This window comes from Marinobacter maroccanus (genome assembly GCF_002933275.1).
GTDB classification, from domain to species: domain Bacteria; phylum Pseudomonadota; class Gammaproteobacteria; order Pseudomonadales; family Oleiphilaceae; genus Marinobacter; species Marinobacter maroccanus.
In genome coordinates this window covers 153,248-166,663 of sequence record NZ_PSSX01000007.1, presented here as the reverse complement: position 1 = coordinate 166,663, position 13,416 = coordinate 153,248, and the positions used below count along the sequence as shown (strand labels likewise).

The 13,416-nt window shown below is 59.3% G+C and carries 11 protein-coding genes; 1 reads left to right on the top strand and 10 read right to left on the bottom strand.

The window, feature by feature from the left end; genetic code table 11:
- Positions 1 to 181: 181 nt before the first annotated feature.
- The 10 genes from purD to KEHDKFFH_RS10440 all read right to left on the bottom strand — a co-directional run bounded on the left by purD (position 182) and on the right by KEHDKFFH_RS10440 (position 11,215).
- Positions 182 to 1,468, bottom strand: a complete 1,287-nt coding sequence (gene purD, locus KEHDKFFH_RS10485; protein WP_104321868.1) for a phosphoribosylamine--glycine ligase — start codon at positions 1,466 to 1,468, stop codon at positions 182 to 184.
- A 116-nt stretch (positions 1,469 to 1,584) separates the two neighbouring features.
- Entirely contained in the window at positions 1,585 to 3,165 is a 1,581-nt protein-coding gene (gene purH / locus KEHDKFFH_RS10480; RefSeq protein ID WP_104321867.1) for a bifunctional phosphoribosylaminoimidazolecarboxamide formyltransferase/IMP cyclohydrolase, read from the bottom strand.
- Between the two features lie 78 nt (positions 3,166 to 3,243).
- A complete protein-coding gene (gene fis, locus KEHDKFFH_RS10475) occupies positions 3,244 to 3,561 on the bottom strand; it encodes a DNA-binding transcriptional regulator Fis (protein WP_008170934.1) in 318 nt (105 codons plus the stop codon).
- A complete protein-coding gene (dusB, locus tag KEHDKFFH_RS10470; protein ID WP_104321866.1) occupies positions 3,558 to 4,556 on the bottom strand; it encodes a tRNA dihydrouridine synthase DusB in 999 nt (332 codons plus the stop codon). The genes fis and dusB overlap by 4 nt, the downstream gene beginning before the upstream one ends.
- Before the next feature lie 224 nt (positions 4,557 to 4,780).
- Positions 4,781 to 6,025 carry a DUF3426 domain-containing protein gene (locus KEHDKFFH_RS10465; RefSeq protein ID WP_104321865.1) on the bottom strand — a complete coding sequence of 415 codons (1,245 nt, stop codon included), beginning with the start codon at positions 6,023 to 6,025 and terminating at the stop codon, positions 4,781 to 4,783.
- A gap of 61 nt (positions 6,026 to 6,086) precedes the next feature.
- Positions 6,087 to 6,983, bottom strand: coding sequence for a 50S ribosomal protein L11 methyltransferase (prmA, locus tag KEHDKFFH_RS10460; RefSeq protein WP_104321864.1), 897 nt, complete (start codon positions 6,981 to 6,983; stop codon positions 6,087 to 6,089).
- A 2-nt stretch (positions 6,984 to 6,985) separates the two neighbouring features.
- Positions 6,986 to 8,332 (bottom strand): acetyl-CoA carboxylase biotin carboxylase subunit, encoded by a 1,347-nt coding sequence (gene accC, locus KEHDKFFH_RS10455; RefSeq protein ID WP_104321863.1) that lies wholly within the window; start codon positions 8,330 to 8,332, stop codon positions 6,986 to 6,988.
- An 18-nt stretch (positions 8,333 to 8,350) separates the two neighbouring features.
- Complete coding sequence (gene accB, locus KEHDKFFH_RS10450) at positions 8,351 to 8,818, bottom strand: acetyl-CoA carboxylase biotin carboxyl carrier protein (protein ID WP_104321862.1); 468 nt, start codon at positions 8,816 to 8,818, stop codon at positions 8,351 to 8,353.
- Between the two features lie 27 nt (positions 8,819 to 8,845).
- Complete coding sequence (gene aroQ / locus KEHDKFFH_RS10445; protein WP_104321861.1) at positions 8,846 to 9,286, bottom strand: type II 3-dehydroquinate dehydratase; 441 nt, start codon at positions 9,284 to 9,286, stop codon at positions 8,846 to 8,848.
- A gap of 315 nt (positions 9,287 to 9,601) precedes the next feature.
- Complete coding sequence (locus KEHDKFFH_RS10440) at positions 9,602 to 11,215, bottom strand: diguanylate cyclase (RefSeq protein WP_104321860.1); 1,614 nt, start codon at positions 11,213 to 11,215, stop codon at positions 9,602 to 9,604.
- A 198-nt stretch (positions 11,216 to 11,413) separates the two neighbouring features.
- Here KEHDKFFH_RS10440 and KEHDKFFH_RS10435 point away from each other — a divergent pair, with 198 nt between their 5' ends.
- Positions 11,414 to 13,414, top strand: coding sequence for a bifunctional diguanylate cyclase/phosphodiesterase (locus KEHDKFFH_RS10435; RefSeq protein ID WP_104321859.1), 2,001 nt, complete (start codon positions 11,414 to 11,416; stop codon positions 13,412 to 13,414).
- The last annotated feature ends 2 nt before the right edge of the window (positions 13,415 to 13,416 follow it).

Here is a 13,416-nt window from a genome sequence, read left to right as displayed (position 1 = left end):
ACCATCTCGAGTTCGTGTTGTTGCGGGGACGGCTCTTTGAGCATGGGGCAGCCTCTGAAAAGTCGATGCCCCAATTACAACAAACCCCCGCCGTAATGGCGAGGGTTTGTCAGCAATCTGAGCCCGGTCAATGACCGGGCTGCGTTTTCGCGGACTGGTTCTGGCCAAGTTGGCTTCTGCTTCAGGATTGCTCGCGGGCAATGGCCCGGAAAGCGATGTCCTTGCGGTAGAACGCGCCATCCCACTGGATCCGCGAGGCCAGTTCGTAGGCCCGTTTCTGGGCCTCGGTGACGGTATTGCCAAGCGCCGTGGCGCAAAGAACACGGCCGCCGTTGGTGACCACCTGGTCGCCATTGAGACGAGTACCGGCGTGAAACACTTTTTCGCCCTCGGTCTCGGTTTCCGGCAGTCCGGTAATGGCGTCGCCCTTGTTGTAGCTGCCGGGGTAACCACCGGCCGCCAGCACGATGCCTACGGAAGCGCGGTCATCCCACTCGGAGGGGCACTGGTCCAGCCTGCCGTCGATGGCCGCACCACACAGTTCAACGAGATCGGACTTCATTCGCAGCATGATCGGCTGGGTTTCCGGATCCCCGAAGCGGCAGTTGAACTCAATCACCTTTGGGGCGCCGCTGTTGTCGATCATCAGGCCGGCGTAGAGGAAGCCCTTGTAGGGGTGGCCCTCGGCCGCCATGCCGCGCACGGTCGGGTATATCACTTCGTCCATGATGCGCTGATGCACGTCGGCAGTGACCACCGGCGCCGGCGAGTAGGCGCCCATGCCGCCGGTATTGGGACCGGTGTCGCCATCACCGACCCGTTTATGATCCTGGGACGTGGCCATGGCCAGCACGTGCTCGCCATCCACCATCACAATGAAGCTGGCTTCCTCGCCTTCGAGGAATTCTTCAATGACCACGCGGCTGCCGGCATCACCGAACGCGTTACCAGCCAGCATGTCGCGGATGGCGTCTTCGGCTTCTTCCAGTGTCATGGCAACGATCACGCCTTTGCCGGCGGCCAGGCCGTCGGCCTTGACCACAATCGGAGCGCCCTGCTGGCGAACATAGGCCAGGGCCTCGTCCACGTCGGTGAAGTTGCCGTAGCCGGCTGTCGGGATCTTCTGGCGGGCCAGAAAATCCTTGGTGAAGGCCTTGGAACCCTCCAGTTGGGCCGCGCCGGCACTCGGGCCGAAGACCCGCAGGCCACGCTGCTCGAATTTATCCACGATGCCTGCCACCAGGGGCGCCTCGGGGCCGACGATGGTAAGCCCGACATTGTTGGTGGCGGCGAAGTTGGCCAGGCCGTCCAGATCCATCACGTCGATATCGACATTTTCCAGACCCGTTTCCCGTGCCGTGCCGGCGTTGCCGGGCGCCACAAATACACGGTCTGCTTTGGGGGATTGTGCGGCTTTCCACGCCAGCGCATGTTCGCGGCCGCCAGAGCCAATGACGAGAATATTCATGAGCGTATTCCTGTTTTGTCGGATTACGCCTTCGGCTAATCCGACCTACTGTATTCGTGCTTCAGATCGTAGGTCGGATTAGCCAACGGCGTAATCCGACACTCCCGAACCTTCCCTTAATGTCGGAAATGACGCATGCCAGTGAACACCATGGCAATGCCGTGCTCGTTGGCAGCATCGATAACTTCCTGGTCGCGCATGGAGCCACCAGGCTGGATAACGGCTGTGATCCCCGCTGCGGCAGCGGCATCGATGCCGTCCCGGAACGGGAAAAAAGCATCGGAAGCCATCACCGAGCCTTTCACTTCCAGACCTTCATCGGCGGCCTTGATGCCGGCAATCTTGGCGCTGTAGACCCGACTCATCTGGCCTGCGCCGACGCCGATGGTGCGACCGGCCTTGGCGTAGACAATGGCATTGGATTTGACGTATTTGGCCACTTCCCAGGCAAACAGCAGGTCATTAAGTTCCTGCTCGGAGGGCTGGCGTTCGGTCACAACCTTGACGTCTTCCATGGCGACCATGCCCAGGTCACGATCCTGCACCAGCAAGCCACCGGTGACACGCTTGTAGTCCATGGAACGGGCACGATCGCCGTCAAACTCGCCGCAGGCCAGCAGGCGAACGTTCTTTTTGGCGGACACCAGTTCCACGGCTTCCGGAGCGACGGTGGGGGCGATGATCACTTCCACAAACTGGCGGTCGATGATGGCTTTAGCGGTTTCCGCATCCAGCTCACGGTTGAAGGCGATGATGCCGCCAAAGGCCGAGGTGGGGTCGGTGGCGAAGGCCAGGTCGTAGGCCTGACGGATATCGGCGCCGATCGCCACACCACAGGGGTTGGCGTGTTTGACGATCACGCAGGCCGGATCCGCAAAAGGCTTCACGCATTCCAGGGCGGCATCGGTGTCGGCTACGTTGTTGTAGCTCAGCTCTTTGCCCTGGAGCTGTTTGGCCGTGGCTACGCAGGCTTCTTTCGGGTTGCGCTCGGCATAGAAGGCAGCGCGCTGATGCGGGTTCTCGCCGTAACGCATGTCCTGGACCTTCACGTACTGGGCGTTGAAGGTGCGGGGGAAATCGACGTTGTCGTTGTCTGGCGTGCGGCCACCCAGGTAGTTGGCAATGGCGCCATCGTAGCCCGCCGTGTGCTCAAATGCCTTGACCGCGAGATCGAACCGGGTGCTGTAGCTCAGTTGGCCATCGTTGGCATCCAGCTCTTTCAGAACCCGGCTGTAATCGGAGGCGTTCACCACGATCGCGACGTCGTTGTGGTTCTTGGCGGCGGCGCGAACCATGGTCGGCCCGCCGATATCAATATTTTCACTGGCAGTCGGCAGGTCACAATCCGGGTTAGCCACAGTCTCCTCGAACGGATAGAGGTTGACCACAACCATATCAATAGGGCTGATGCCATGCTCGGACATTACGGCGTCGTCGGTACCACGGCGGCCAAGAATCCCGCCATGGATCTTCGGATGCAGGGTTTTTACCCGGCCATCCATCATTTCGGGAAAACCGGTGTAGTCAGAGACTTCTGTTACCGAGATGCTGTTTTCTTTCAGGAGCCGGTAGGTGCCACCAGTAGAGAGCAGCTCAACGCCGCGCTCGGTCAGGGCGCGTCCGAAATCGACGATGCCGGTTTTATCACTCACGCTGATCAGGGCGCGACGGACGGAGGTGTTAGCCTGGTTTGCCATGGGTCACTTTCTTCGCTGGAGATGAACGAATAAGGGCCTCGCGAATGGTGTCCGGGAGGCCCTCTTCAAATGTCTGGATTATAGCAGACCGTACTGCTTCAGCTTCTTGCGCAGGGTTCCTCGGTTCAGACCCAGCATGGTAGAGGCCTTGGTCTGGTTGTTACGGGTGTATTTCATCACCTGCTCCAGCAGCGGGGCTTCCACTTCGGAAAGTACCAGCTGGTAGACTTCGGTCACCGGAGCGCCGTCCAGCTGGGCGAAGTAGTTTTTCAGGGCCACCTCAACGCTGTCGCGCAGTGTGACGGTGTTGCCGCTGCTGTTCACCGTCTGCAACTGATGGATATCATCGTTGGCCGGGGTGCTCAGGTTGTCGTTTGCCAAAGTCTCAGCGCTCATGCTGCGAATACCTCTCCATTTCGTAAGCCTGCAAAATACCGTTGAATCGTGTCTCTCTGCTCCAGCGCATCGTCGATGGCGTTGAAGCGTTTGCGGAACTGTTTACCCGGATCGTGGGACTGCAGGTACCAGCCCACATGTTTTCTGGCAATACGCACACCCATGGTCTCGCCATAGAAGGCGTGCAGTGCCTGGAGATGCTCGGTCAGAATATCCTCGACCTCATCCAGCTCCGGTGCGGCCATGTGGCTGCCGGTTTCCAGGAAATGCCGGATTTCCCGAAAAATCCAGGGGCTGCCCTGGGCGGCACGGCCTATCAGCAACCCATCAGCACCGGTATGGCGAAGCACGTCCCGGGCTTTCTCCGGCGATGTAATATCCCCGTTGGCAAACACCGGAATGCTGATGCGGGACTTCACATCGGCGATGGTGTCGTACTCGGCGTTGCCCTCGTACTTATCTGCACGGGTCCGGCCATGGATGGCAACAGCCTGAATCCCGGCGTCCTCCGCCATCCGGGCAATGACCAGTGCATTGCGGTTGTCCCGATCCCATCCGGTACGCATCTTGAGGGTGACGGGAACATCAACCGCCTGAACCACCGCCTCAAGAATGTCGCGAACCAGGGTTTCATCCTTCATCAGGGCGGAGCCGGCCGCCTTGTTACAGACCTTCTTGGCCGGACAACCCATATTGATGTCGATGATCTGGGCGCCGAATTCCGCATTTTGACGGGCGGCGTCGGCCAGCATTTGCGGATCACCGCCGGCAATCTGCACCGAGCGGGGTTCCGGCTCACCTTGATGGTTAAGGCGTGTCCGGGACTTGCGCGTATGCCAGAGTTTGCTGTCCGCTATGACCATCTCCGACACCGCCAGACCAGCGCCCAACCTCCGGCATAAAAGACGGAAAGGGCGGTCTGTTACGCCAGCCATGGGCGCAACAATCAAAGGGTTGGGCAAGGTGTACGGCCCGATTTTTGCCGTTGGCAGCATGATCTGAGTCCGTGTCACAGCGGGTTAAGCAAAGGTCGGACTGAGCGGTTGTTCAATAAGTAACCGATCCAGCATCCGAAGGGCGGTAATGATACCGCCGGGTGGACCATGATTGAAGGGGCTGGGCGGTGAAAAAATTGATTATTTTTCGCCCTTTCTGGTTGACTTTTGTTCTGTGCGATGGCCGTCGGTAATGGCTGTCGAGTAAATACTTCCTTACTGCATCAGGGTGCGTGGGGGCGGAAGAGGATGTTGTAATTCACTGCGTCACGACCGGGATCCCGGATGTTGATGGCAATGCGCACGGGCGTATCCGTGGGCATGGCGTCCAGCTCCCTGCCTTCGCCGGCCAGGTATTCTTCGGGCGTGAACAGGCTCTGGGCAACCACATCGCCATTCAGGTTGGAAAAGGTCAGGGCAATGGCAGGAAACGGTTGTTCGAAGTCGGCCCGGTTGATGATCACAGCATCGACTACCAGTTGCGAGCGGTTATCCGGGTCGGTCCGAACCACCAGTTTCCGGCTCTGTATGGCTTCAACGTTGATCAGCGGTTTGAGCTCACAGCCGGCCAGCTCGCACCCTTTTTCATAGAATGGCCGCAACTCGGGAATGGCCGACAGACGGTCAAACTGGAACCAGGTTACCTGGGCAATCAGAACGCCGATCAGGCCCAGCACAATAACACTCCACACTATGGTCCGGATGCCGCTTCCGCCCGAATCGACGGCAACGGGGTCGCGACGCAAGTCCCGGAAGGGCGGGTCGGCATGGAAGGCGTCGGCCGGTCGATCCGTTTCATCGAAATCGAAACCGGATTCGTCCACAAAGTCATCGAACGGATCAGGTTCCCTGGTCGGCCGGGTGGCAGCGGAAGAGGGTGTTGCTGTCTGCTCGAACACCGGTTCCTCTTCGAGGCTCAGCTCAGGGCGAGGCTCTGCTCTCGGCTCCGGTTCAGGCGCGGTTTCCTCGGGCTCTGGTTCGGGGGCAGGCTCGGGGCGTTGGGGTTCAGAGGGTTTCCGGGCTGCTGGCTCGTCATCCTGAAGAATGGCTTCGGCCCAGCTTTCATCGACTTGCTCATCGGAACTGTCGGTGTCAGCGTCCTTGTAGTCTGCTTCGTCGCGTTCATCAAAGCTGCGGAAGCTGTCGCTTAACTCGTCATCGGAGAAGGTCAGCTTGGTGCCGGCGTAGCGGCCTTCCGCCGCATCCTCTTCTGGGTTGTCAGCGAAGACAAAATCTTCCTCGCTGACGCCGGTGCCGGCCGAAGATGGAGTGTCCGCCGGTTTCTCAGGGGTGGGTGGAGTTTGTGGTTTCTCGCCCCCGCCGGGGATAACCTGGTGTTCGATGGCGTTGAACACTTTCATGCAGTTCCCGCAGCGTACCTTGCCCTTGGCAATGCCAAGCTGTTCTTCGGTTACCCGGAATCGGGTCTGGCAGTTCGGGCACTGTGTCTGCAGGCTGCTCTGGGTCATGCTTCTTCCTGAAAGCGACTGGGCTACGAGTGTCGGAGTTTAGTCGTTAAGACCGGTTTCGTCATCTGTCGTTGCGCCGTCCTGTGAGGCGTATCCACTCTTCCCGCTGTTCGGGCTCGTCCATCACGAACCAGGGCTCGTAGGCGGCCATCACTTCCCGGGCCTGGTTGGACAGTATGCCGGACAACACCAGGTCGCCGCCGGGTCTGGTCCGGGATGCAAGGTGAGGGGCAAGGCCGATCAGGGGCTGGGCCAGGATATTAGCCAGCATGATGTCGGCTTTGGTCTCGGGTTCGTCTTCGGGCAGAAACAGGTCCAGCTTGCTATCATCAACGCCATTACGACGTGCATTCTCACGGCTGGCTTCGAGGGCCTGCGGGTCTGTATCGACGCCAATCACATGGTCTGCGCCAAGCAGCAGGGCCGCAAGGCCGAGAATGCCTGAGCCGCAGCCATAATCGATGACCTGCTTGCCCCGGGCGTCCTGGCCGTCGAGCCATTCCAGGCACAGGGCTGTGGTCGGATGGGTGCCGGTGCCGAAGGCCAGGCCTGGGTCCAGCATCAGGTTCGCCGCATCGGGGTCCGGGGCGTCGTGCCAGCTGGGAACAATCCAGAGGCGTTCGCCGAATTTCAGGGGCTGAAAATCGTCCATCCAGGCCCGTTCCCAATCCTTGTCCTCAACCAGTGTCACTTCGATTTCGGGAAGCGCCTGTTGGGTTTGCTGGTGCCAGGCATCCCGGATATCGGCGCAAAGCTGCTCGATATCCCGGCCGGAATCAAATAATCCGGTCACGGTAGTCTGGCTCCAGAGAGGGGTGGTGCCCGGGTCGGGCTCGTACAGGGGCTGGTCGGCGGCATCCTCCATGGAGACGGCGTCGGAGCCCATCTCCATGAGCAGATCTTCCAGCTGATCCGCATTGTCCGGATCAGCCGGGATCTGGAGTTGTATCCAGGGCATGATTAATCCCGCATCAGTTTCTCAAGGTAGTGGATGGTGAAGTCTACCTTTTTAAAGCCACCATCGCGTACCAGTTTCCGATGCAGGGGCTGGTTGGTCTTGATGCCCTCGACCACCAGTTCATCAAGTGCATTTTTCATGCGGCGCCGGGCAATGTCCCTGTCATCGCCCCAGGTGATCAGTTTTGCCACCAGGGAATCGTAGTAGGGCGGGACCGTATAGCCGCTATACAGGTGTGAATCCACCCGCACACCATTACCGCCGGGGGCGTGGAAATGCGTGACCTTGCCCGGGCTGGGTACGAAGGTTTTTGGATCTTCGGCGTTGATCCGGCATTCCATGGCGTGCCCGGAAATCCGGATGTCGTCCTGGGTGTATTGCAGCGGGAGACCACTGGCGATGCGTAGTTGCTCGCGGACAATGTCCACGCCGGTAACCATTTCGGAGACCGGGTGCTCCACCTGAACCCGGGTGTTCATTTCGATGAAATAAAACTCGCCGTCCTGGTACAGGAATTCGAAGGTGCCGGCGCCCACATAACCGATTTCCTTGCAGGCATCGGTGCACGCCTTGAGGGTGCGCTCCCGGGATTCCGGATCGACGTCCGGGGCCGGGGCTTCTTCGATGACCTTCTGGTTCCGGCGCTGCATGGAGCAGTCACGGTCGCCCAGATGAATGCAGTTACCGTGCATATCAGCCAGCACCTGGACTTCAACGTGACGCGGGGCCTCCAGGAACTTTTCCAGGTACACCGTAGGGTCGCCGAAGGCGTTCTTGGCCTCACTCTGGGTAATCTGGACACCTTTTAGCAGAGCCGCCTCTGAGTGGACCACCTGCATGCCGCGACCACCGCCGCCGGAAGCCGCCTTGATCATCACCGGGTAGCCGATTTCACGGGCAATCCGCAGAGTGCGCTCTTCGTCGTCGTCCAGCGGGCCATCCGATCCTGGCACGGTCGGAACGCCGGCCTTGATCATGGCGTTGATGGCCGACACCTTGTTGCCCATCAGGCGGATAGTGTCCGCTTTTGGTCCGATAAACCGGAACCCGCTTTTTTCCACCTGCTCGGCAAAATCGGCGTTCTCGGCGAGGAAACCATAGCCGGGGTGGATACCCACGGAATCGGTCACCTCGGCGGCGCTGATGATGGTCGGGATGTTCAGGTAGCTGTCGGTCGCGCTGTTGGGACCAATACAGACGGACTCGTCAGCGAGACGCACATGCATCAGGTCTCGATCGACCTGGGAATGCACTGCCACGGTCTTGATGCCCAACTCCTTGCACGCGCGCAAAATCCGGAGGGCAATTTCACCCCGGTTTGCGATCAGAACTTTTTCTAACATGGCCATGAGTAGCTATCACCGCGTTCAGGAAATGACGACCAGGGGCTGGTCAAACTCAACCGGCTGGCCATTCTCGACCAGGATGTCCTGGATTGTTCCGCTCTTGTCGGCCTCAATCTGGTTCATCATCTTCATGGCTTCCACGATGCAGATGACATCACCCTCTTTGACCGTCTGGCCAACTTCCACAAACGCCTTGGCGGTGGGAGAAGGAGAACGGTAGAAGGTGCCCACCATGGGCGACTTTACGGTATGGCCCGACGGACCTGCTGGCGCAGAAGATTCTTCGGAGGCCGGGGCAGATGCTGCCGGGGCCGGAGCTGGCGCGGGCTGCTGGGCAGGCGCCGGATAGTGGCTCACGTACTGGGTGCCTGCGGCCGGCTCACGGCGGCGGGAGATACGCACCGAATCGTCCGCTTCGTGAATCTCCAGCTCCTCGACGTCAGATTCCTCGAGCAGCTCGATCAGTTTCTTGATTTTACGAATATCCATAGTCAGTCCAGTCCCGTTGTGTCAGGTCTATCGGTGAATGCGTTTCAGGGCCGCCTGGAGTGCGAGGTCGTACCCCTGGCTACCCAGCCCACAGATAACGCCTTCGGCGATATCCGAGAAATAGGAGTGATGCCGGAACGGTTCCCGTGCATGCACGTTGGAAAGATGCACTTCAACAAAAGGAATTCCCGAAGCCAGCATGGCATCCCGCAGGGCAACGCTGGTGTGGGTGAAAGCTGCTGGATTGATGATGATGAAATCCACGCCTTCCGCCCGGGCCTCGTGAACCCGTTCAATCAGTTCGTATTCGGCGTTTGATTGCAGGTGCAGCAGATGGTGCCCGCGCTCTGCCGCCTGTGAACGCAACCGGTCGTCGATATCTGCCAGTGTCTCGTAGCCATAGACCTCCGGCTCGCGTGTGCCGAGCATGTTGAGGTTGGGTCCATGGAGTACGAGAATTGTCGACATGGTGCTGTCTGCCTTGGTGTCTTTTTACAGGATCGCCGAATTTAACGGCATGTTCCCCCAATGGTGCGTGCTTGTTTTGTTCAGATCAACACTTTTTGACAATCGTTCCTGTTGTCCATTGGTCGTAAAAAGACGGCACATGAATCGAAACGGGACCTTTCCGCTGATGACAATCATTGTCGTGAACGGCGGAACGAACTTCTATACGACGTTGGTTTCATAAAAGGTAGCAGCCGGGCAGTGACTGAGCCATGCCCGACCGAAAATTGTCTGGGAAGTTTTGCGCAGAGGGATACGGCCCGGGACCGCCAGGAATCAGGAATCCGCCACCGTCACGCAGTTGCGGCCAAGTTCCTTGGAACTGTAGAGCGCCCGGTCTGCCCGCTCGCACAATGCCTGCGAGGTGTCGTCATTCCAGGCTGCGATGCCGCAACTGAAGGTGACGTTGAATTCGCGGTCGCCGGCCGGCTGCTGCAGCTCCGAAAACCGCTCCCGGATTTCATTGAGAACGTTCCGGGCATCGCTCGGGCGGGTATTGGGCAGGATAATGGCAAATTCTTCTCCGCCATATCGGCCAATATGATCGGTCTTGCGCAGGCGCTGCTTGAGGAACATCGACAGGCTTCGCAACACACGGTCGCCAATCGGGTGGCCGAAGGTGTCGTTCACTTTCTTGAAATAATCGATGTCGATCATAGCAAAGCACAGCGACTGGTCTTTCTGGCGCGCCCGCACAATCTCCTGGTCCAGCAGGTGGAGCGTATGGGTGTGATTGAACAGGCCAGTCAGGCTGTCACGGATCATCAGCGCCAGCAGGGAGCGGGCACGGCGCCCGCGGTTGTGGATGGTGGCGATCAGGTGTTTCGGGTCGATGGGTTTGGTCAGGAAGTCGTCACCCCCCAGGCTCATGGCATGGAGTTGTTTGCTGACGTCTTCTTCGGCCGACAGGTAAATAATGGGCACGCTGTGGAAGCGGTCCTGCTGGCGGATCACCCGGGCGATTTCCATGCCGGTGCAGCCGGGCATATACATGTCCAGGATGATGATCTCCGGAGAGAACTCCTCCAGCGCGTGGATGATCTGCATCGGGTCGGTGATGATGTGGGCTGTCATGCCCGCCTTCTTCAACACCGTTTCCATATACTTGGCCTGGGCCCGGGAGTCGTCCAGCACCAGAACCTTGTAGGGCTCCACGGTATTCCCGTGGGTGTAGGTTTCGATCTTTTCGATCAGCTGGCCCGGGTCGACGGCAGGATAGAAGAACTCTTCCCCGCCGCAACGTGAGGCCTGCAGGCGGGTTTCGATAGAGCCGTCCTCGTCGCTCATGAAGATAATGGGGATGGGCGTATCGTGACGTTCCTGCAGGTGTTCGATGGTGGTAATGCCGGCGTTGGCCGAACCGCCAAAATTGACGTCCACCAGGATGGTTTCGGGCTTATGGAGAGCGCAGGCTTCGGTGAGTTCATCGGCGTTGGCAAAGGCCGAGGCCCGGAAGCCGAAAAACTCAAGTTGCCGGATCAGGCGGCTAGCCATTTCCTGGTTGGCCAGAGCAATGTAGACCGGGGTGCGGCGGAACTGGTGGGGCGACTCGGAACTGTTGAGGTCGGTCCTGCGCAGGGTGCTCTGGGACAGGGTCTCGATGGCGTCCTGCAGCCGTCGCTCAAGGCTATCGTCCAGTGCCGAACCCGGTTCCCACTGGTTGATCAGTTCCAGCGTGGTCTGCCCGGCCCTGGCGTGGCTGTCCATTTCGAACCGCTGGGCGTAGCGCACCAGCTTATCGGCGGCGGCGGCAAACTCGTTGCGGTGGGCGGCGGCCTTGTCTCGGTCTTCGTGAATTTTCTGCCAGGTGTCGAGAACAACCCGGGCCTGGGTTGTTACACGGCGTGCGAAATGCTGCCTGAGTTTTTCTTTCTGGCTTTCGTCGTTCATGTTGCTCGGGCCTGTCTCTTTTTCGTTATTGGTCGTCCTTCCCCGGTGCGGACGATTTTTCAACCTTAGTCCTTTTGCAGAGTCTATAGTGTTTAATGTTGTCGGCGTAGGTAGCGCTATGTAAATGTTTGTCAACTCTGCGGTGCAGGTCACAATCACCTGGCCGGCTGGCTCACAGCCAATCCGGAGAAGCTCCCCATGGCACGGAAGCAAATCCCCATAAAGCGCAAGCAGAAGGGTGTGGTAACCCTGCGAACCATGCTTCTGGTGTTGACTGGAAGTTTGCTGGTGGCCCTGCTGGGGGCGGTTTTCATTACCAGCTACGGGTATTTCCGGGATTATGTCTCGGACCAGTTGGCGGGTCATGCCCGTGACGGGGCGACGGCCATCGGTTTGTCCCTTTCCAATGCCATTGACGGCCGTGACCCGGTCGCCTCGGCCTCACTGATTGACGCGGTGTTCGATAGTGGACGATACCTTTCAGTGAGCTACCTGAATCATCAGGGCGACCAGGTTGCCGGGCGCGCCATGACCCTCAATGAGGTGGCTGTACCCTCCTGGTTCCGTTCTTTTGCGGATCTTCCTCTGCCGGTAGCCGAGGCAGAAGTGGTCCGCGGCTGGAGCCGCCTCGGGACGGTTCAGGTAATCAGCCACCCCGGTCGAGCCTACGAAGATCTCTGGCGAATCACCATCGGGCTGACTGCCAGTACTGCGGTCATCGGGGGAATCGGACTATTTGCCGTCTTCCTCCTGCTTCGCCGCACCCTACGCCCGCTGCATGCTCTTGAGGATCAGGCAAAAGCCCTGGGCCAGAGGGATTTCAGGAGGCGGGTTTCCATCAAGTCGACCCGTGAAATCAACCAGGTGACTGACGCCATGAACCAGATGGCGGATGATCTGGGCCAGCTTTTCGAAGGGCAGGCCAAACTCATTCAGCACCTGCGGCGGGTCAATAACGAGGATTCGGTCACCGGGCTGGCCAGCCGGAGTGCCTTCGACCAGCGCCTGAAAGTGGAAGTGGAATCCGAGGAAAAGGCCGCGCCCGGGATTCTCATGCTGATTCAGCTTGCGGATTTTTCCGGTTATAACCAGGCCTATGGCCGGAGCGAAGCCGACCGGTTGCTGCTGCGAGTAGCGACGGTGATTGCCGATTTCGTCATGCAGCATGCCGGGTCCTTTGCCGGGCGCAGGACCGGGGCCGAGTTTGCCGTTTTCCTGCCCGGCGTGATGCCGGCCGACGCAGGAGTCTGGTGTCGGCAACTGGTAAATGACCTCGACGGGGTTTATTCAGATCTTGCCGCACCCATGGATACCGCCGTACATGCCGGGATGGCCAGAACGCTGGAAGGCCGCGGCGCACGTGATCTCATGGCGGCTGCGGATGAGGCGTTACGGACCGCCCAGAGCAGCAATGGGACGGGCTGTCACCTGGCCGATCCCGAGAAGGATGGCCATCACAATCTGGAAACCTGGCGGGTGATCATCAGCCAGGCGATTCGCCAGCAGACACTTTCGCTTTGGCTCCAGCCCATGGTCAACGAAGGCCGGCTCATGCCGGTTTACCATCAGGTGTTCTCCCGTATTGATTCCGCCGAAGGCGCTTTGAAGGCAGGCACCTTCGTGCCAATGGCCGAGCGTTTCGGGCTGATTTCCGATATTGATCGCCTGCTGGTTCAGCGGGTACTTGATCGCTTGAAGGATTTGCCGGATCAGCCACTGGCTGTCTCGCTCGGTAACGCCTCCGTGGCCAGCGAGACCTTTCGTACGGACTTGCTTGAGCAGCTTCAGCAAGCCGGTTCACTGGCCCGTAATCTCTGGATAGGCATTTCCGAGCAGGCCATCCACCACCACCGCACAGCGGTGGGCTTGCTGGTCAGGGCGCTGGGGCGTCTGGGGGTTCCGGTACTGGTCGACCGCTTTGGCGTTGGGGGCGTGCCTTTCAGTTACCTGAGAAATCTGAGGTTTCAGGGCCTGCGTATCGATAACAGCTTCATTCACGATATCGACACCCACGAAGATAACCGCTTCTATATCGAGTCCGTGGTGGCCATCGCACACAGCCGTGGCGTGAAAGTGTTTGCCACAGGAGTGGAAACTGCCGCGGAATACTCGGTACTCTGTAAACTGGGTATCGACGGAGCCATGGGTTACCATCTTGGCCGGCCGTTTGCCGCTGACAACCAACAGACAGGGGATTAAAA